Source organism: Bradyrhizobium betae (genome assembly GCF_050632175.1).
GTDB classification, from domain to species: domain Bacteria; phylum Pseudomonadota; class Alphaproteobacteria; order Rhizobiales; family Xanthobacteraceae; genus Bradyrhizobium; species Bradyrhizobium betae_B.
This window is the reverse complement of sequence record NZ_CP192576.1, coordinates 686,119-705,451: the sequence shown is the minus strand read 5'-3', so window position 1 is coordinate 705,451 and position 19,333 is coordinate 686,119. Positions and strand designations below refer to the sequence as shown.

The 19,333-nt window shown below is 61.2% G+C and carries 15 protein-coding genes; 7 read left to right on the top strand and 8 right to left on the bottom strand.

Annotated elements, in window-relative coordinates:
- Positions 1 to 17 precede the first annotated feature (17 nt).
- Complete coding sequence (locus ACQ86E_RS03590) at positions 18 to 1,331, bottom strand: hypothetical protein (protein WP_431204223.1); 1,314 nt, start codon at positions 1,329 to 1,331, stop codon at positions 18 to 20.
- A gap of 655 nt (positions 1,332 to 1,986) precedes the next feature.
- Here ACQ86E_RS03590 and ACQ86E_RS03585 point away from each other — a divergent pair.
- The 4 genes from ACQ86E_RS03585 (at position 1,987) to ACQ86E_RS03570 (ending at position 7,549) form a co-directional block, all read left to right on the top strand.
- A complete protein-coding gene (locus ACQ86E_RS03585) occupies positions 1,987 to 3,624 on the top strand; it encodes a carbamoyltransferase family protein (protein ID WP_431204222.1) in 1,638 nt (545 codons plus the stop codon).
- 315 nt (positions 3,625 to 3,939) lie between these two features.
- A complete protein-coding gene (locus tag ACQ86E_RS03580; protein ID WP_431204221.1) occupies positions 3,940 to 4,938 on the top strand; it encodes an NAD-dependent 4,6-dehydratase LegB in 999 nt (332 codons plus the stop codon).
- Between the two features lie 11 nt (positions 4,939 to 4,949).
- Positions 4,950 to 6,176: a LegC family aminotransferase gene (locus ACQ86E_RS03575; RefSeq protein ID WP_431204220.1), complete on the top strand. Its 1,227-nt coding sequence runs from the start codon at positions 4,950 to 4,952 to the stop codon at positions 6,174 to 6,176.
- Positions 6,176 to 7,549, top strand: coding sequence for a hypothetical protein (locus ACQ86E_RS03570; RefSeq protein WP_431204219.1), 1,374 nt, complete (start codon positions 6,176 to 6,178; stop codon positions 7,547 to 7,549). Before ACQ86E_RS03575 ends, ACQ86E_RS03570 begins: the two co-directional genes overlap by 1 nt.
- A 7-nt stretch (positions 7,550 to 7,556) precedes the next feature.
- Here the strand turns inward: ACQ86E_RS03570 and ACQ86E_RS03565 are convergent, their stop codons facing one another.
- The 5 genes from ACQ86E_RS03565 to ACQ86E_RS03545 form a co-directional block, all read right to left on the bottom strand.
- Positions 7,557 to 8,546: a polysaccharide deacetylase family protein gene (locus ACQ86E_RS03565; protein ID WP_431204218.1), complete on the bottom strand. Its 990-nt coding sequence runs from the start codon at positions 8,544 to 8,546 to the stop codon at positions 7,557 to 7,559.
- 138 nt (positions 8,547 to 8,684) lie between these two features.
- Positions 8,685 to 9,956 (bottom strand): MaoC/PaaZ C-terminal domain-containing protein, encoded by a 1,272-nt coding sequence (locus ACQ86E_RS03560; protein ID WP_431204217.1) that lies wholly within the window; start codon positions 9,954 to 9,956, stop codon positions 8,685 to 8,687.
- 9 nt (positions 9,957 to 9,965) lie between these two features.
- Positions 9,966 to 10,949: a hypothetical protein gene (locus tag ACQ86E_RS03555; RefSeq protein ID WP_431204216.1), complete on the bottom strand. Its 984-nt coding sequence runs from the start codon at positions 10,947 to 10,949 to the stop codon at positions 9,966 to 9,968.
- A gap of 53 nt (positions 10,950 to 11,002) precedes the next feature.
- Positions 11,003 to 12,679: an HAD-IIIC family phosphatase gene (locus tag ACQ86E_RS03550; RefSeq protein WP_431204215.1), complete on the bottom strand. Its 1,677-nt coding sequence runs from the start codon at positions 12,677 to 12,679 to the stop codon at positions 11,003 to 11,005.
- A gap of 20 nt (positions 12,680 to 12,699) precedes the next feature.
- Complete coding sequence (locus ACQ86E_RS03545; RefSeq protein ID WP_431204214.1) at positions 12,700 to 12,999, bottom strand: hypothetical protein; 300 nt, start codon at positions 12,997 to 12,999, stop codon at positions 12,700 to 12,702.
- A gap of 242 nt (positions 13,000 to 13,241) precedes the next feature.
- Between ACQ86E_RS03545 and ACQ86E_RS03540 the strand changes: the two genes are divergently transcribed.
- Positions 13,242 to 14,459, top strand: coding sequence for a lipopolysaccharide biosynthesis protein (locus ACQ86E_RS03540; protein ID WP_431204213.1), 1,218 nt, complete (start codon positions 13,242 to 13,244; stop codon positions 14,457 to 14,459).
- Between the two features lie 100 nt (positions 14,460 to 14,559).
- Positions 14,560 to 16,236: a hypothetical protein gene (locus ACQ86E_RS03535; protein WP_431204212.1), complete on the top strand. Its 1,677-nt coding sequence runs from the start codon at positions 14,560 to 14,562 to the stop codon at positions 16,234 to 16,236.
- A gap of 3 nt (positions 16,237 to 16,239) precedes the next feature.
- Here ACQ86E_RS03535 and ACQ86E_RS03530 read toward each other — a convergent pair whose 3' ends face one another.
- Complete coding sequence (locus ACQ86E_RS03530; protein ID WP_431204211.1) at positions 16,240 to 17,199, bottom strand: NAD-dependent epimerase/dehydratase family protein; 960 nt, start codon at positions 17,197 to 17,199, stop codon at positions 16,240 to 16,242.
- Between the two features lie 137 nt (positions 17,200 to 17,336).
- Here ACQ86E_RS03530 and ACQ86E_RS03525 point away from each other — a divergent pair, with 137 nt between their 5' ends.
- Positions 17,337 to 18,140, top strand: coding sequence for an FkbM family methyltransferase (locus ACQ86E_RS03525; RefSeq protein ID WP_431204210.1), 804 nt, complete (start codon positions 17,337 to 17,339; stop codon positions 18,138 to 18,140).
- A 31-nt stretch (positions 18,141 to 18,171) separates the two neighbouring features.
- Here the strand turns inward: ACQ86E_RS03525 and ACQ86E_RS03520 are convergent, their stop codons facing one another.
- A complete protein-coding gene (locus ACQ86E_RS03520) occupies positions 18,172 to 19,326 on the bottom strand; it encodes a phytanoyl-CoA dioxygenase family protein (protein WP_431204209.1) in 1,155 nt (384 codons plus the stop codon).
- Positions 19,327 to 19,333: the final 7 nt, after the last annotated feature.

Below are 19,333 nucleotides of genomic sequence, written 5' to 3'. Positions count from 1 at the left end.
ATCGGACGCCCAATCGTTCAAGTGTGTTGCTTTCCGGGGCCAGGTTCGAACATTTCTCGCGGCATCAGGTACCAGAGCAGAAATGTGAAGCCGGCTCCGTGAGAGAGGAGGGTCGTCGTGAAAGGAACGTTCAAGAAAGCCTGGGCGAGAACGCCGCCGGAAAGCATGATAAACCGGTCAGGCAATCCGGTCGACATGCGATTGGCGGTTGCGATGACCAGGCCGCATGCTAATGCCGTTAGTGGCGCGAACACCGCGCCGACCGAGGCGATACCTTCAGTCGCGAACAGGGATGCGTTGAAATATCCGCCTATGCCGAAGTACTTGTAGATGATCACGGCCAGCGGTTCATTGTAAGGGCAATCGACGAGCGGGCTCAGCAGTCGAATCTGACAAAAATGGGTGAGCTCGTGCGTCGCAAAGAAGTAGTTGTAGTACTCCATTGCCAGTGACGGAATTGCCGTCATCCGAAAGTTGACCAGACCGAAATAGGCCATGGACATGCCTGAGGCGAGTACTCCGCTGTTGTGCAAGGCGTAGAGTATCAATCCGAGGGATACGGGGACCAGGACCGACAAGACGACGGTGGCCCGCGAGTCGATAATCCTGGAGGCGACAGTGAGGCCGACGAGCCAAGCCGGCGCGAACAACGACATTTTGGAGAGAGTGACCGGATAAAAGAGGAGCATGAGCAAAACGACGAGCCCTGCGCGCCAGAAATGGCTACGCAGGGCGAAGCAGGCGTAAGCGAAAGGCAGCAGGGCACTCGAGACGATTCCGATCGCGTAATTGAGGATCGTCGGGAACGCCAGTTCGCCCCGAAACTGATAGATGTCCTCCAGCGCGACGAGCTTGAAATTGTATTTTGCGCCAGCCGCGACTGTTGCGATCGCAGCCACGAGGATCGCAATGAGGAGCCGATCGACAGAGCGGATCGAAAGCGGGCAGATCTGCCGCAGAGGCGTGGTGATGAGCAGAGCTGGCAACAGGAACGACGCAGCCGATACGGCCGCAGATAGTCCGCTCAGCGCATGGTTGTACGAAAGTTGCGAGAAGGTGCTGAGCCAGAGATAGCCCAGTATCATTGCATAGAAATAGAGGCCAATCAGATATCCGAAGCTGAATCGCGCATAGGCAAACAGCCAGGAGAGACCAGCGAACGACAGAGTTGCGAGAACTGCCGAAAAGAGCCACCCGGGATGAAACGTGATGTGAAATTCAGGATAGAGGGCTGCGACGCAAATGAGGGATGCGCAGCAGATTGCGCTGCAAGCATACATCAGCGCGGCTAGCTGCTTTGGTCCAAACGTGTAATGGGTGACAGGCTTCATTGCGGATTTGCAAACCCTATGGCCGTTGATGCAAGTTCAACGTGTGTTCAGTCTATTTGTCAACGGTGCGGGATTTCGTCGCGTCCTCACGGTCGATTCCGGCGGCTGTCAATTTACCGGGATATCATATGTTGCAGAAGTGTCTGCCATCCGATCCGCCAGGACGAGGGGCGTCGGCCAGCGACAGGCATTTTCGAGCGCGTAGCACGCTCCTGCAAAGTGCAAAAGTTCCGTCGTTGAGATCCCGACCAGGTCGTCACCAATGTCGGCGCGGTGAAAGTCTCGCGATACGTGTAGACGTTTCCAAGCGAGACAGCTGAACTGCAGTAAGCTTCCATCATTTGCGACGAAAGCGAAGTCCGTCCGCGGTCTTGTGATCCATGAGGCCCGTGTGAGGCAGCGGTCGGATATCCCATCCGAAGAACGCACGCAATGTCCCAAGCTTGCCCCAATGGGGATATTTTGCGGCCTAAAGCCTTGATTTATTCGGGCTTTTGTTAATATACGTCGCCTGACCGGCGTGCTTGGACGTCGTGTCCTGAAGTTCGAGCATATCCCGCAGTTGCTGAGTCGCTCGTTGCGACCACGCCCGAGTCTGAGCCCCCACACATCATCACGTCGGGCTCTCTGTGAAAGGGTTTCGAGGTACCAACGCATGTACGTCATTGGAATCAGCTCCGGGCTCAAGCACGGTCACCACGACGGAGCTGCAGTCTTGCTGCGTGATGGTGAGTTGATCGCCGCCGCTGAAGAAGAGCGCTTTACGCTTGCCAAGCACGCCCGGGGAGAGCTCCCGCGCGGGGCGATCGCGTTCTGCTTGAAGCAGGCTGGAATAACGATCCGGGATGTCGACTGGATATGTTCGCCGCTTCGCACCTACACGAACTATGCCCGGCGCCTCGAGGAGTATTTTCGCTATCAGTTTGGCCACAGCCCCAAGATCGAGCTTTACGATCATCATACGTGCCATGCGGCGAGCAGCTTCTACGGATCGGGCTTTGCCGAGGCGACGGTTGCTTGCTTCGATTTCTCCGGCGATTCGGCCTCAGGTCTCGTCGCGCATGCCAAGGGTAACGACTTCCGCGTGCTGACCCGGTTCGGCCGGCACAACAGCCTCGGTCTCTATTACGGGATGCTGACGCAGTATCTCGGCTATCAGATGACCAATGACGAATACAAGGTGATGGGATTGTCCTCGTACGGCAGCCCGGAATTCCTCGACAAATTCGCCACGATTTTGCGGCCAGCAGGAATCAACTACGAGCTCGACCCCGATCTCGACAAGCGCAAGCATGACGCGGACATTTTTACGAGCGACTTCTCGACCCGTCAGGAGCGGATCTTTACCGAGAAAATGGAGAAGATCCTTGGTCCGCGGCGGCTGCGCGGCCAACCCCTCGATGAACGGCTGACCAACATCGCCGCGAGCGGGCAGAAGCAACTCGAGGTCGTGACCACCGAAGTTATCCGTTCTGCCATCGAGCTGACCGGCTGCGCGGATGTCTGCCTTGCCGGTGGTGTCGCGCTCAACTGCAAAATGAACATGGAGATTGCTTCGGAGCCGTGCGTGAAGCGGCTTTATGTTCCTCCTGTTCCGCACGACGCCGGTGTCGCGCTCGGCGCGGCCCAGCTCAAATGCGCCGAAATGGGCTGCAAGATCGCACCGCTCACGCATGCCTATTGGGGGCCGGAATATTCAAACGACCTGATCAAGGATACACTCGAGAAGATTGGCGCTCGTTATGATTTGCTCGATGATCCGGTCGAAGCCTGTGTCACCGATCTCGTCGAGCAGAAGACGGTAGGCTGGTTTCAGGGACGTATGGAGTACGGGCCTCGTGCGCTGGGCAATCGTTCGATCCTTGCCGATCCGCGCTCTGCGAGCATGAAAGATCGCATCAATTTGAGCATCAAGTACCGGGAGGAGTTCCGCCCGTTCTGTCCCTCGGTACTGTTTGACCGTCAGGCCGATTATTTTGAGGAGGCGTTCGACGCGCCGTTCATGGTCGTCACTTTTCCGGTCAACGAGGCTGTGAAGGAGAAGATGCCGGCCGTCGTTCATGTTGACGGAACCGCCCGCATTCAGAGCGTTCACCGGGAGAGCAATCCGCTTTACAGTCGACTGATCGGTCAGTTCGAGAGCGCGACCTCTCTGCCGGTGCTCATAAACACAAGCCTCAACATCAACGAGCAGCCAACCGTGAATGCGCCGCTGGAGGCCCTGCACACTTATTTCTGCTCCGGACTGGATGTTCTCTATCTGGGGCCTTACCGGCTGGCCAAGTCGCGCTGAGGCAGTCGCCGCTGACCGGAATCCGGACAACGTCCTGTCGCTGCATACCCTTGTTGAAATTACCCGGCACAGCAGGGTCGCGCGATTCCGGCTCCCGGTGAATTTTCCTGGCGTGCCGGCCGGGCTTCGGTGATGCGGAATTATTGATCCTTCTCAAGGGCTTGCGTGACCAGCGCGGTTGTATTTCGTGCCAGCGGTTCCCGGTGCAATGTCGGGAGCAGGGCTCATTCAAAACTGGCCTCCAGCGGCCAGAGTGGTTAGAAGCGGCCATAGCGGGTCGGCGGGGCGAGTGCCCCGGCCAGAGGGACAAGAGATTTGCGAAAGGTACTTTTGACGGGTGCAGGCGGATTCATCGGATCGCACCTTGCGGAAGAGCTGGTCCGACGCAACGTCGCGGTGCGCGCGTTCGTGCACTACAATGGCATGGGCTCGCTCGGCTGGCTCGATGCCTCGCCGCCCGATATCCGCAATGAGTTCGACGTCTTCGCCGGCAATGTGTGCGACCCCAACGGCGTGCGCACCGCCATGAAGGGCTGCGACGCGGTGCTGCATCTCGCCGCGCTGATCGCGATTCCCTACTCGTATCACTCGCCCGATACCTATGTCGAAGCTAACATCCGCGGCACGCTCAATGTGCTGCAAGCGGCGCGCGATCTCGGCGTTGAGAAGGTGATCCACACCTCGACCAGCGAGGTCTACGGTACTGCGCAGTTCGTTCCGATCACCGAGGAGCATCCGCTTCAGGGCCAGTCGCCGTATTCCGCGACAAAGATCGGCGCGGATCAGCTCGCGCTGTCCTTCGAGCGATCCTTCGGCACGCCAGTGACGGTGATTCGGCCGTTCAATACTTACGGGCCGCGGCAATCGGCTCGTGCGGTGATCCCGACCATCATCACCCAGCTCGCGGCTGGCGCGCGCAAGATCAAGCTCGGCAGCATCCATCCGACGCGTGACTTCAACTATGTCGGCGACACCGTCGGTGGCTTCCTGGCGGCGCTCGATTCCAAGGCCGGCATCGGCGAGGTCATCAACATCGGCAGCGCCTTCGAAATATCGATCGGCGACACCGCTCGGCTGATCGCCGAGCTGATGGAGGCCGAGATCGAGATCGAGCATGACGACGTACGCATGCGCCCCGAGCGCAGCGAGGTCGAGCGGCTCTGGGCCTCCAACGCCAAGGCGCAAAAGCTGCTTGGCTGGTCGCCACGCTTCGGCGGCGTGGACGGCCTGCGCAAGGGACTCGAACAGACCATCGCCTGGTTCATCAAGCCGGACAACCTGGCCCGCTATCGCGTCAATGCCTACACGTTGTGAGCAAAATGAGCATGTCCTCCGCGCAAGTGAGCCTGAGCCGTCCTGCCGTGGTTGACTTCAAGCCGGCGCTCGACGCCGTCGATGCGGTGCTTGGCTCGGCGCAGCGTCCGGTGGAACTTCACGAACCGCGTTTCGGGGATCGCGAGCGCGAGTTGGTGCTCGACTGCATCGATACCAATTGGGTGTCGTCGGCTGGAAAATACGTCACCCGCTTTGAGGAGATGGTGGCGGCCGCGACCGGATCGCGTCATGCGGTTGCGATCGTCAACGGCACGGCCGCGCTGCACGCGGCATTGGTGCTCGAAGGCGTCGAGCCGAACGACGAGGTGTTGCTGCCCTCGATCACCTTCGTTGCCACTGCCAATGCCGTGAGCCATGCCGGCGCCGCGCCGCATTTCGTCGATTCCACATGGGACACGTTGGGGCTCGATCCGCGCGCGCTCGAGGCGCATCTCGATGCGGTCGCGGTACGGCAGAATGGCTCCTGGTTGAACAAGCACACCGGGCGGCGGCTGCGCGCGGTGGTTCCCGTGCACATCTTCGGCCACCCCGTCGACATGGTCGCGCTCGGCGCGGTTGCTGCGCGATATGACCTGGTGATCGTGGAAGACGCGACCGAGTCGCTCGGCTCGACCTTGAATGGCAGGGGTTGCGGCACCTTCGGCCATTCCGCGGTGTTGAGCTTCAACGGCAACAAGATCGTCACCACGGGCGGCGGCGGCGTGATCGTGACCGACGACGAGGCGCACGCCCGCCGTGCCCGGCACTTCACCACGACGGCGAAGAAGGCGCATGCCTGGGCGTTCGAGCACGACGAGGTCGCGTACAATTATCGCTTGCCCAACATCAATGCGGCGCTTGGCTGCGCGCAGATGGAGCGGCTCGACGGCATGGTCACGGCCAAGCGCGTGCTCGCCGAGCGCTATCTTGCCGCTTTCCGCGATTTCCCCTGGGCACGCATCTATCGCGAGCCGAACGGGTCTGAGAGCAACTACTGGCTCAACACGCTGGTGCTCGACCGCGAATACGCTTCCGAACGCGACCGCCTGCTCGAGGCCCTGCACGGCCACGGCATTCGCGCCCGGCCGCTATGGACGCCGATGCACCTGTTGCCGATGTACCGCGACTGCCCGCGCGCGGCGCTGCCCGTCGCCGAAGACATGAATACCCGCTGCATCAACCTGCCGAGCAGTCCCTTCCTCGCCGGAGCGGCCCCGGAAGGCGTGAACCAGAGCTGATGCCCCGCATCGTCTTCTTCACCATTCACAGCACCACGGCGTGGTGGAAGTTCCTGGCGTCGCGGATCGATTTCGCCGACGTCACGGTGCTGAGCGACCTGCGCGGGGAGGGCGACTACTCGCTGGTCGACGACTTCTATCGCTTCATGACGAGCAGCGATCCGGCCAAGGTGGCGCTCGATCGCTATGGCGAGGAAGGCTGCACCGACATCATCCTGCGCTGCCGGTCGCTTCGCAGCCTGAAGCGCGATCTCGCGATGCGCATGATCGGCGGCATGACGCAGGCAATCGAGCTCGCCTTCGATCGTCTCGATCCGAGACTGGTGCTGACCTTCACCATGGACCGCTACGTCATGGACGTGATGGATCGCGTCGCCCGGGCGCGCGGCATCGACTTCCTTGAGATGACGGCCTCGATCATTCCAGACCAGATATTCTTTCATCGTCGCGGTCAGCTCGTTCCGCTCAAGGAGCCCTCCGAGGATGAGTTGAGCGTCGCGGTGGACGCGCTGTGCTCGGGCGACTTCGCGCCGGTCTATGTCAAAAACGCCAGGGATTTCTCCAAGAAGCGGTTCTGGCAGGTGTTCGGCTATTTTGCCGTGCGCGGCGCATTCTTCGATCTGTGGCGCTATCTCAAACGCGATCGGTACAACCTCCACTACATCGACGCGCTGAAGCGCCTGAAGCACAAGGTCAGGCCGGGTGACGTCGAGGTGCTCGATCTCCTGCGCAAGGACTGGCGCTCGCGGCTGGACGCGGTCCCGAGGGAGCGCCGGGTGTTCTGCGGCTTGCAGCTCTTCCCGGAAGCCTCGCTCGACTACTGGCTGAAATCCTACGACATGCTGCCGCATGACGATGTCGTCGTGCGCTATTGCGAGGTGCTAGGCGCGGCCGGCTATCACACTTTCGTCAAGGACCATCCGCTCCAGTTCGGCTTTCGTCAACGTGAGCTCTACGAACGGCTGTCGAAGCTGCCTTACGTGACCTGCGTGCCGTATGACATCTCGGCGAACTTCCTGCTCAGCCAGTGCGAGGTGTCCGTCACATTCACGGGAACGATCGGTTTCCAGGCGGCGCTCGCCGGACTTTGCTCCGTGGTGACCGAGCCCTATTACGCTACGGACGAATATTTTCTCCACGTGCGCAAATTCGCCGACATCGACGGTATCGTCGAACGGATCAGGCAATGGCAGCGGCCGGATAATCTCGACGCGGCGCGGCGCCAGATCATCAAAAAGCTCGCTAGCGCGGGCGCCGCCGGAAACTACTTTACCTGGAAGAATTTTGATCCCAACGACGAACTGGCTTGGGAGAGCACCAATTCGTTGGTGCGCGCCTTCAATCGCTATCTGCCTCAGTTCATGAAGCTCTGAGCGCGGGTTAAGCGCCGGCTGCCGAGGTCCATTCGTTTGACGGCGCGGATGCGTCCTTTGGCAAATGGTTGGTGTCCAGCCGCGGAAGCGCGAAACGTGCGGCCGCTGATGTCGGCGACAGCGCAACTTCGGTCGTGAGCGCGAGCTTGAATCCCCGCGATGCAATGGCCTCGATCGTCTCGGCGTTGTAGTCTCCATAGGGATAGCACATCGTGCGATAGGCGGGCGCGGTCCCGACCGCATCGAGCAAGGCGAGCGATCTGTCGATATCGGCCTCCTGTTCTTGCTTCGAGAGATGGCCGAGCCATTGATGCAGGTCGCCGTGCGAGCCGATGTGCATGCCGCTCGACCGCATCAGGCGCAGTTGCTCCACCGTGGCATAGAGCTCGCTCGCGAAGGCTGGTTCATCGGACGTAACGTAGCGGCGGAACAGCTGGTCGATCAGCGCGCGCCGCAGCTCCAACGGCAAAGCATGCTGCAACATCAGCTTGACGTAGTTGATGCCGGCCGGATCGAGAAAATTCCCGACCATGTGTTTCTCGCGGTAGTGTTCCACCGGCTGCAGTCCGAATTCCGCCGCGCGTTCCCGGCACGCATCCTCTATCATGACGACGAGATGGTCCGGATCGACGTCGGAGGCAAGCGTGAAGTGGATCTTGTTGACGTCGAGCACCTTGCGATCGAGCGCCGAGCAGGCCGGCGGAAAGAACGAGCCCTGAAACCTGCGCTCGGCCAGCTTGGGAAAGACGTAGGCGTAGTGGTCGAGATAACCGTCGTCGAACGTTAACAGGGCAGGGCGGGGCGGCAGCTCGCCGGCGCCGTCGATGGCGTCGACTAGCTGCTCCATCGTGATCAGTGAATAATGCCTTGCGAGATAGGCGAGCTGCGCCTCGAACAGGTCGAGGTCGAGCCCCTTGATCCTCGGAAACCGCGTGAGCCGGAGCGGACGCACATAGTGATACATGACGATCGTGACGTTTTGTCCCTGCGCGCCCAATTGTATCCCCTGTTCAGTGCGGTGCCTGCACCGATCGAATGAGCGGCAGCATGACGGCTTCCGGCGGCTCTGCCTTCACCTTCAAGAAGGTCTCGGTCTGCCTTGTCGCAGTCCGCGGCAATCGTGAGACGATAATTTTCAGGCCGGGCGTACTTTTTCCATGCGGTAGCAGAGCTGTTCACCCGCCAGCTTGGCGTCGCGATATTCGGCAAGATCCGATCCGGCCTCGTCGATTGCGACAGTCGAAGGATAGAATACGGTTAGCGGGAGGTGCTCCCGCTTCAGTGTGTCGACGATTGCACGGAAGCCGGTGACGAACACATCCTTGAAATCGAGAAAATCCTGCGCCTGGTACGGCTCGACCCGGCGGCGGAAGATGCGAGGCGTGGCGAAATAGTAGAGCTGGCGGCCGTCCCAGCCCGATGCGACGAGGTCCGCCAGCCCTTGCGCTGGTGCTGTCGCATCCAGCCGAAGCATCTGGCCGCTTGCTCCGAACGATCGGACGGTCTGCACGGTGTCGTCGGGCGCCGACGCATGCCACGTCAACAGCGGATCTGCGCCGCCGGCTGCGAGCAATTTCGCGGTCGAGGCCCCAAGTCCGCTCGATGCTCCCACAATGAGTGGCCGCTGGCCACTGAACTCGCCCGGCGAAACCATGCCGCGAAGCGCGTCATTCGGCGTCGAGGCAGCCGGCTCACGTCCAGCGAATGCCGAGACGCTGCCCTCGAGGCCCAGTCCGCGAACGTCGATTTCGACGAGGCTCATGGCGTCGTGAAACTTGCGAACCCTGAACGCGAGCTCGCCGCTGTCGCCCGGCGCAATCCTTACCGTCACCTTGGACAGCATGCTGCGCAGGCCCGGACAGTCCATGCCGACCAGGGTTGAGATCCCTGCGAGTCCAAGCAGACGATCGACCCCAATCGAGGACGCAAGAGCGCCAAAGCGGGTGGGGAGTGCCGTGATGGCCTGTGGGAGGCCAGCCGTACCAGTGAGTCCCGCGAAGTCCGAGACCGGGCGCGGGCGCGGCGAGGCCAGCGCGCCGCGGGCTTGGAATTCGCTCGCGCGGCGATCGGCGCTGTCGCCATAGGTGATGCGCGCCACCATCGCGATGTCGCGCATCAACGTGACGCGCACGAGCTTGCCATCTTCGGAGATGGAGGCCTCGACCCTGTCGCCGACCACGACCGGCTTGACGAAGGTCGCGTCGATCGCGGCGAAGGACGTGCCCGGCCGCAGAGTTGCGAGTTCATTCAGTGCCCAAAGCAGCACGTGCATGCCGTGGACCACGAGCGCGCCGGGAAAGTGCGTCGCAGCCCAGGCGGGATCGACATGGATCGGATTGCAGTCGCCGGAAGCGGCTGCAAACCAGCGCTGGTCGTCGATCTCGAAATGTCGTGCGGCGGCCGCCATGAATCGACCTTACAGGAGGTTCGGGCGGTCTTGGTCGGCGTCGCCCTTGCAAACGATGCGCATGTCGCCCGGACCGCGCAACGAGAAGGCAAGTTCGACGTTCGAGCGTTCGAATGGCTCGAAATAGCCCGGCAGCACGATCGTGGCATCCTTGGCAGGCGGTAGCCGCTGGAAGCCGGCTGCCTCAAGCTCGCTCTGAAGTCCGCTACAGAAGAAGTCGATATATTCGGTGCCGCTGGTCTGCAGCAATTCCTGGAAGCCCGTGCCTGCTCTTTGCAGGGCTGCGCTGTCACCGAGAAAATCCACCATCCGCAGCGCGCTCGCACCTTCGGCTTCGCAGCGTCTGAGCACACAGAGCGCTGCGTGCGGGCCGTCGGTAATCAGCGCCACACAATAGCGGTAGAATGGGTGCGAGAGGTATCGTCCATGAATGAAGGCGCGTGTCTTGCGTGGAACCTGGGGGCTGGTATCGAGGCCGAGAATCTCGGTCGCTGCCCAGAAACAGTCGCGATCAAGCTCGCGAACGCTCGCACCTGTGCTTGGCGCTGTGATGGTTGCCGATTGCGGAGGGACCGTAACGAGCTTGAAGTTCGTCATTGCGCTGTTGAGCATGTAATACCGCGGCAGCATGTCGACGTGATATCCGAGCGCCTGATAAATGCCCTTCGTCGCCAAATTGAGACCGACCGTGCCGATCCATCTGGGTGTCATCACGCTGTCGAGCTTGCGCAGCAGCAAGAGTCCGAGGCCGTGGGCGAAGTCAGGACGTACTTTCCACGTGGTCAGCCAGAGCGTGTCATGCTCGCCAGCGAGAGTGGCATCGTAGCGGCTGGCAAGGATGAAGCCCAGGATACCGACGATCTGTCCTTCGCCGTTGCGCGCGGCGATGAAATTGTAGCGCCGGTTTGCTTCGTCGCGGTGCTGCCAATCCATCAGGGCTTCACTGCGCGCCAGAACGTGGGTCTTGCTCCAGTAGTCGCGGATGAAGTCCATCAGGCCTTGTCGATCGTCAAGCCCGCACAGGTCGAGAGTGGTGCTCATGGCCGTCAGATCGCCGAAGCCATTTGTCCGGCCGGTGCGATGTCACCCTCCAGCGTGATGAAGGGCGGCTTCGGATAGACCGTCGCGGTCTTCCACGCAAACACGTTGTCCCCGTCTTCCGAAAACCCCGAGCTCTGCCAGAACTCCAAGCAGGGACGGTTCTTGGCGGTCGGGATGAACTTTGCGACCACCGTGTCGCACGATGCACGGGAGGCGGCCAGCACGGCTAGGTGAACCATGAGCTGCTCGACCTTCCGGCCCATCGCCCGGCAGCTCAGCACATAGTCGACGATCTCGAGCGTCGAGCCGATCTGCTCCCAACTGACGATGCCGGTCAGTCCGAGATCGCCGAACCGGTCGGAGACAGTGACAGCAGCGAGGTTGCGGTTCGTCCCGTCGGTAAGCCACTGAGCCAGCTCCTTCTCCGTGGTTCGCCGCGTGCGCAAGTTGAGCTGATTGGTTTTGTTCATGAGCTGGACGATTCGCTTCACGTTCGACGCGGAGACGGGGCTCGCCTGCACTCGCACGCCGAGGGATGCCTGCCAGTCGTCGAGTGAGGAGGCGACATCGAGGCTGTCGCGTCGTTCGCGCTCCTGGACATACATCCGGGTCCGCTCACGGTCTTCGGAGGTGACAGAAGAGCGGTCGAAGCAATCGAGCTGCCGCAACGCATCAGCATATTTTGCCGGATCGGTCGGCCATTCCGGGACCAGTACTTCGGGCAGCGCATCGCGGACGCGGGCGCGCTCGATCGGGTTGTCGTCGATGAATACGGTGGACTGCAAACCCAAATTCAATTCCGCGACGAGTTCGGCGATGTTCTGGGCCTTGTCCTTCCAGTTGATGCGCCAGGCCGCAAGATCGTCCTTGCGAATGATCATCTCCGGGTGCTTTGCAATCGCCTCGAGTGCCACCGCTTCGTCATTCTTGCTGACAACTGCAATGGCGATACCGCGATTGACCAGCGTCTTCAGAGCGCTCTGGAATTCGGCGTAAGCTTCGCCGACGTGATCGTGGCCGCCGAGCCGAAGATTTTCCCAGCCATCGTCGCCGACGATGCCACCCCACATGGTGTCATCCAGATCGACTACAACTAGCTTGCGGTTCTGACCCGAGGCGGTACGCAGAGCGGACTTCACGTCACCAGCTGCGGCCTTGAAGACCTTTTCGGTGAATGGCGCCTTGGTCAGATACCACGACTTGCGGTCGCGCGGATCGTCTGTTGCGTCGATCCATCTCTGGCTGTCGAGCACGAAGACATCGGCGGCGTCGCCGAGCGCTTCGGCGAGCCGCAGGTTCATCCGCGCCAGATGGCGGGCCGTGCCGTCCTTGCCCCAGCTCAGCAGTCCCAGGCCGCGATCGTGGTAGGTCGGTGCCCAGCTCGCAACGAACACATATTTGCAGCTTTTCGCGAAGGATTTGATCGCTGCGGCAAATGCATCGACTTCCGCGTCCAATTGAGCGGCTTCGACGTTTTGCCCGGCCAGCAGTCTGGCGAGTTCGGGGACGACGCCTTCGGGGCGCGTCCAGATCAGCGCGACGCTGCCGGGCGCCGCGGCCGCGGGATTCGAAAGGACCTGAAAGACCTGGCCGTAGGGCGCGCTGGCAGCCTTGCATAAGGGAGCGGTGCGGTCGGCGGACAAATACCTGCTGACCAGGTCGGCATTGAAGTCGGACACCACCAGCACATCGTAGGCCTTGCTCATGAGCCGACGGCCTCTTCGACCAGTTCAACCAATGCGGCAGGCGTGGAGAAGCGCGCCAGATTGTCTTCCAGCTCCCGTCCATCCAGCAGGCTGATCTCCTTGTCGGACAGTTTCGAGGCCTGACGCTCGAGGTTAAGAATCAACATCGTCAGCGCGAGCGAATCGAGGCTGCCACCTTCACCCACCAGGAGCACGTCCGGACGCTTCTCGATCGCTTCTTCCGGCGGCCTGAGGTCGTTGATCTCGTCGATGCAACCATAAACCAGAGCGAGAATTTGTCCCGTGTTGGGAGGCATTTGCAGAAGTTCCCTAAGTGTCCGGATAGGCGGACATTTTAGGATTTCGGGCGGGATTTGTCACGCACGCCGAAACACGGTAAACGCGCAATTCCTCGAGGTTTGCCCGAGCCGGCGCGCTCGGGAAGGACGCAATGCAAGCGCAACTCATTGACTTTGTCAGGCGGCCGGCGGTCATGGCGGCCGTGGCCGTCCTGCTGCTGCGCGGGCTGACGCTGTTCAGCCGCTTTCTGCTGTCCATCGTGCTGGCGCGGATGCTGCCCCCGGACGAGGTCGGCGCCTATGGGCTGATCACGGCAACACTGGCATTTGCGTTGCTGGGGCTCGGGCTCGAGTTCTACTCTTACACCCTGCGCGAGCTCGTGCCCGCCTCGCCGCTGCGTCGTGCGCAGATCATCATGGATCAGCTCGCGCTCGGCGCCGCGACGTTCGCCGCTATCATGGTGTTCTCCGGCCTGGCGGTCGTCGCGGGGGCATTTCCATCCCAGCTCGCGCCTTGGTTCCTGCTTGTGCTGGCTACCGAGCATATCTCGCTCGAAGCAACCCGCATTCTCATCATCACGTCGCGGCCGGTTCGTGCCTATATCGGCGTCTTCCTGCGGGGAGGGGTGTGGGTTTATGCGATCACGCTGCTCATGTTCGCAAATCCTTCATCTCGCACGCTTGAGACAGTCCTGATCTGGTGGGCACTGGGCGGTGCGGCCTCGATCCTCTTCGCCGCGTTTTCGCTAAAGGAGCTGCCGTGGCGCGAGATCGGACGCCGGTCGATCGATTGGCAATGGGTCCGGACGGGTCTTCTCACGGCGCGTCCGTTCATGCTGACCGCGGCGGGGGCGCTGCTGATCTCCTACGCCGACCGCTTCCTGATCGACATGTTCATCGGACGCGGCGCGCTGGGCATTTATACGTTCTACTCGACCATCGCGATCGGGATATTGTCTCTCGGCGCTTCAATTTCCCAGCAGTTCCTTCCGAAAGTCATCGCGGCCTATGCCAGGGATTTGCCGACTTTTCGCCGGTCCGTCCGCAATTTCTTCTGGTCGCTGCTTGGCGTCGCAGGCGGAATGATCGTTCTTGCGGGAGTCCTGATCTTACCCCTGATGTCGCTACTCCAGCTTGATCAATATACCCAGGGTATCGGGGTCTTCTTCTTGATGCTCCCAGGCTTACTGGTGCGGGTGCTTGCTGATGTTCCGTCATACGCACTCTATGCGGCGCGGGCGGATTCAAGCCTGCTGTATTGTAATCTCGGGTCCGCGGTCGTCTCGGTCGCGCTCAATCTCGTCTTCATTCCGATTATGGGCAATTACGGTGCCGCGTTGTCCGGCTGCATCGCCAGCACCGTTCTGCTTGCAACGCTGACATATGCGACGATCCGGCGGTATCGCGAGGATATCGGAAAGCCGGCTCCGGCCACGCCCGCGGGTTTTCCGACTGACGCCGATATGCTCTATCCGTGATGTCGGCGCGACCGGATTGCGAATCGCAAGAGCGGGTCTCTCCGCCGCAAGGGCATGTCACCGTCGCTGACGGTGCTAAATTAGGACGTTCGATATTGCGATGGTGAAGCGGTCGGTCAAGTCAGCGCTGAGTCTTGCTTCCCCCGCGGTCCTCATCGTGATCGTCTGGAGTGTCCTTTTGCTGGCGGTGGCGGTCGGTCCGCTGGATTATCACGGTCAGCCGTCCGTGCCGGTTCTCGTTCTCACGGCTTGTGGCACGATCCTTTTCATCATCGCCCATCTGATCGGCGTCCGGTCTTCCGAGGCCTGGTTCGATCGACAGGTTGACTTCGAGGCTTCCTCACGACGCGTCTTGAACTGGGTGGTCGGCGCTGCGTCCGTGACCGGCATCGTCGGAATAGCGTTGATTGCGCTCGACCGGGTCATATTGAGTGGAGCCAACAATGCCGACTATACCCAGTTGCTGCGTTGCGCGCCAACGCTGGTCGATATCGTCGAGATCAAGCGGACTCCGCTGCTCTATCTCGGTTACCTAACTTTCTCGTTCAGCTACGCAGCGCTGGTCCTGTTCCTTCTCAGAGGTGAGCAGGTCCGTGGATGGATGGCGGCGCTTGCGCAACTGTCCTTCGTCTCCCCGATCGGCTACGCGCTGCTCTATTCCGGACGCATGCCGATCCTGTTCTTCATCGTGCTCATTGCGGCCGCGATCCTTGTTCGATGGTGCCAGGGGTTGTCTCCGTTGCCGCCTGGCCATCATCTCCTCACCAAGACGATAGCAGTTGTTCTACTATTCGCTGCCTATTCCAGCGCCATGTGGTCGATCAGGCAAGGCTTCTGTGTCGAGATGGGCGGCTTGATCCGCGAATTGCAGGCGAAACTGCAGGAGCAGGAAGCGGAGCAGGAACGGATCTTTCATGCGCGCATAGCCGCGCGCGAGAGGGGCTCGGCAGACGGCCAGCGCAAGTCTCAGATCTCCAGCGACGCAGGCCCGACGGATCCCGTGAGCATGCCGCCTGCGCAGCTGCCCGCGCCGGAAAACCAGGCCGAGACAGAGACGACCATCAGTGCCGAGAACGTCAGCAGAATGATCAAGCAGGCGCGGCAAACCGCTCAAGCCGAAGCTCGGGCCCATGCGCAAGCCGATCCCGGCACCCATTCCAAAGCGCCCCCGCCGACGCCGCTTTTGTCGGTCATGATCGAGGCGTGGGAGGCTCCACCGCGTGGCTACATCATGTCGGCCCTCAACTCTGGCCTCGTGCCGCAGGGGACCGTGATGTCGGCACTCAGCTCATACTTCTACCTGACGCACGGTGTTCGCGTGTTTGATGTTACGTGGCGTGCGCGGAACGAGTTTTCACCGCATTGGGGAGTTTACGAAATCGGCGTCTTGTCGCCGATCCTTAGGGTGTTCTTTCCGGACAACGAGCTTTTGGCCACGCTAAGTGTTGAGCTGAAATCGGCAGGAATCTATGGTTTTTTCCCGTCTGTTTGGGCTGCCGCCTTCATCGACTTCGGTATCGCCGGTACGGTCGTCTATATTCTGATCTGGGGATTTGTCGCAGGCTGGAGCTTTGCGGGTGTGAGACACTCGACGTTGATGGTTCCCTCGATGATGTTGACCTTCGTCATCGCAAGCATCCTGCTGAGTCCGGTCAACGGCCCGCTGGGCGTTGCGAATTCAGCACTGGTGCTTGTGTCAATGTTTGTCGTCGGCGCGGTCGCAGATCTCGCGGCATCAAGCCCCGCGAAGCGGCGTCGGAGAGACAGGATGGGCTAACGGTCAGTCCGGCGCAGAAGCGACGAGCCACTTCGCAGTCTCGGCAACGCCTTGCTCCATCGTATAGGGAAGCGGGCCGCAGACTGCTTCGGTCTCACGCATGTCAAACCGATACTGCGTCAGCACGTTGTTTAGACGGAACGAGTTGAACGGAAACCGCCTCAGCCCGGCGGCATTCACGAGGTCGCCGCAGTGCGCCACGAGGCGAGCGAGCGCCGGGGGAACGTGCGGGATCGGCCGCGATCTGAACTCGCGCTGAAACGCGTCGCTCCACGTCAGCAAGTCGATCGGGTCGTAATCGGCAAGGTAGAACGTCTTGCGGTTGATCTGCGCGACGGGGGCTTCGAGCAGCCGGTGGTACTGAAATGCGATGTTGTCGATATAACTGTAGGATTTCCAGAGCGGGGTATGACCGACATGAAAGTACCGGCCGCGCTGGATCATGCGAAGAAAGCGCTGGTAGTGCGCGCTCATCCCCGGGCCCCAGACCGTCGTCGGGCGAACCAGGCACCATTCCCGTCCGGCACCGTCGCTTTGGCGAACGAGTTGCTCGGTCAGTACCTTGCTTTGTCCGTAGAGCGTCGTGGCGGCGTAGTCGGTGTCATGACGAGGAACATACCCGACGCGGCAGACAAGCTGCGACGAGGTCCATATGGCTCGCTTTACCGAGGGCGTGTTCGCGATGGCGGCGATCAAGTTCTGTACGCCCTCGATATTGGCCGCGTAACCTGCAAGGTCGGTCTTCTCGTCGAGATCGATACGCGCGGCGAGATGCACGACCGCGTCGGCGGCGTAATCTTGCAGGGCGGCGCCAAGCCGCTTGGCGTCTAGTACGTCGCACACGTAGCCGGTTCCGGTCCCCGGTCGGTTGTCGAGTCCCGCGACGTCGTGACCCTCGGCGTTCAGGCGGCGTGCGACAGCCTGGCCGATGAAGCCCGAGCTGCCGGTCACGAGGACTTTCATGCGGAATTCGCTGCTCTGATGTAAGGGCTGTCGCTTGACCAGCCGGGGAGGGTGATCTACCAAACCGGCTTGTTGTTTGCAAACAGAGGTGGCACTGCGTTGAACATGCGGATGCCCCCGTCACCAAACCAGATCTCATGAGAACGTTCGTTTCCACCGTATTCCGCGGCATCAATGTCGTGCTTGAGAGTTTCGGGCTGCGCCTGATGCGCACCAACGCGCCAGTGCGAAGCTTCGGCCTGTTCTTCAAGCACCTGAAGTCGCTCGGCTTCGAAGTCCGCACCGTGATCGATGTCGGTATCGCATTCGGAACGGAGTCCATTTACGAGGCGTTTCCGCGCGCGAAGTATTTCCTGGTTGAACCCGTAGCGGAATGCCGTCCGGTCCTCGAAAGGCTCAAGCAGCGCCTGAATGCGGAATACTTCCTCGTTGCCGCCGGCTCGGAGAACAAGGAGGTCGTCCTCAACGTCCACGACGACATCTCAGGATCGAGCCTCTACAGCCAGACCGAGGGTGGGGCGTTCGACGGCGAGGCGCGGCCGACGCAGATGCGACGGCTCGACAGTCTGCTGCCGGAAACGCTCGAGCATCCCGTGTTTCTGAAGCTGGATACGCAGGGCGCGGAGATCGAGGCCCTGAAAGGGCTCGGCAGTCGGATCGGCGAGATCGACCTCTTGATCGTCGAGACCGTGATGATGAAGGTGCGTAAGGGTATTCCGGAATTCGCCGAGCTCGTGCGCTTCTGCGATGAGGCCGGGTTTGCCGTTTACGACGTGCTCGAAGGACACATGCGTGAACTCGACGGCGCGCTGGCGCAGATCGATCTCGCCTTCGTTCGCAAGGACAGCGTGCTGCGGCGTCAGCTCGAAACCTTCACGCCGGACCAGCTCACCGCCTATCTCAAGGCGCCGAGCAAGCTGCGCGCCGCGCGCAACGCCTGATCGAAGGTGCGACGCGGAAGCGTCGCTGGCCTCAGATCTCCGCGAGCAGGATGAAGAGGCAGCGGCGTTCCCCCTTGTTGACCATGCCGCCGCGATGGATGCCGTTGCCGTCGAACAGGATGCAGTTGCCGAAGTTCGACGTGGCGCTGAAATGGCCCTCACGGAGCCGGTCGGCTTCGGGTGAATCGTCGCGAATGTCTGCGCCGAATTCGGCCTTCTTGCGCAGGAAGGCGGGCAGAGCCATGAATTTCTTGCGGATGTCGACCTTGCGGCTGGCGAAGCCGGCGAAGTCATTGGTGCGGCGGACCATGCCCTCGAACCAGCCGACCTTCGCGCGCTGGCTGCCACGCACGTAGCAGAACGGGCCGCCATCCGGGCCGATGTCGTGGGTATAGATGGCGCATTTCAGCATGCCGTAGGTCGCGTCGATGTGCAGGTAGCTGCCCCAAGGATCGGCAATCTCGGTGTCGGGGAACTGCCGCTTCCAGAAGGCATATTCCTGGTCGTTGATCTGCGCATTGACGTGCTTCACGCCGACCGGGCGGCCGAGATAGGCGCTCGCGGCTTCGATGACCCCGTACCGATTGAAGATATTCTCGACCGTGGTGAACGCCTGCGGATCGAGCGAGCGTGTGCACCAATAGACATTGTCGTCGAACTTGCGCTTCTCGAGCGGAATGTTGGCGCGACGTTCGTCGAGACGGGCGAAGCCTTGTGCGGTTGCGGCGTTGATCCGGCCGATCTCGTCGGGCGTCAGCGTCAGGCACACGATGCCGTCGGACTTGATCTGATTGAGCAGCGCCGGATTGGTCGGAGTGGCGGGACGACGCGTGCCGATCAGGCTGCCGATCATGCGGCCGACGCGGATGCGCGTGAACATGGTGATGTAACGGATCGCGGTCGACGCATTCAACCCGGTGAAGCCGGCTTCCTTGGAAAGGAGCGGCATGTTCTCATAATCGACGACGCGGCGGATGGCGACGAAGGCGAAGGTGCGCAGGAACCTGCTCAGCGCCTCAACGCGTTCGCCCAGCGTCGGCCTGGGCAGCATGGCGCCATAGGCCGGGTGCGTGTCGTAGTCGATCTGCGGCAGTATCGAACTGCGGTACGGTGGGATCGGCAATTCATGGATATCGACGGCGCGTACCACCGGCGTCGCGTCGGAAAGTGATTCGATCGTCGTCATGTCGCGT

Coding starts and splice junctions, on each gene's coding strand:
- ACQ86E_RS03570 (WP_431204219.1), top strand. CDS start 6,176: ATGCCCCGCATCGTCTTCTTCACCATTCACAGCACCACGGCGTGGTGG.
- ACQ86E_RS03545 (WP_431204214.1), bottom strand. CDS start 12,999: ATGCCTCCCAACACGGGACAAATTCTCGCTCTGGTTTATGGTTGCATC.
- ACQ86E_RS03590 (WP_431204223.1), bottom strand. CDS start 1,331: ATGAAGCCTGTCACCCATTACACGTTTGGACCAAAGCAGCTAGCCGCG.
- ACQ86E_RS03555 (WP_431204216.1), bottom strand. CDS start 10,949: ATGGACTTCATCCGCGACTACTGGAGCAAGACCCACGTTCTGGCGCGC.
- ACQ86E_RS03530 (WP_431204211.1), bottom strand. CDS start 17,199: ATGAAAGTCCTCGTGACCGGCAGCTCGGGCTTCATCGGCCAGGCTGTC.
- ACQ86E_RS03520 (WP_431204209.1), bottom strand. CDS start 19,326: ATGACGACGATCGAATCACTTTCCGACGCGACGCCGGTGGTACGCGCC.
- ACQ86E_RS03525 (WP_431204210.1), top strand. CDS start 17,337: ATGAGAACGTTCGTTTCCACCGTATTCCGCGGCATCAATGTCGTGCTT.
- ACQ86E_RS03535 (WP_431204212.1), top strand. CDS start 14,560: ATGGTGAAGCGGTCGGTCAAGTCAGCGCTGAGTCTTGCTTCCCCCGCG.
- ACQ86E_RS03575 (WP_431204220.1), top strand. CDS start 4,950: ATGTCCTCCGCGCAAGTGAGCCTGAGCCGTCCTGCCGTGGTTGACTTC.
- ACQ86E_RS03585 (WP_431204222.1), top strand. CDS start 1,987: ATGTACGTCATTGGAATCAGCTCCGGGCTCAAGCACGGTCACCACGAC.
- ACQ86E_RS03560 (WP_431204217.1), bottom strand. CDS start 9,956: ATGGCGGCCGCCGCACGACATTTCGAGATCGACGACCAGCGCTGGTTT.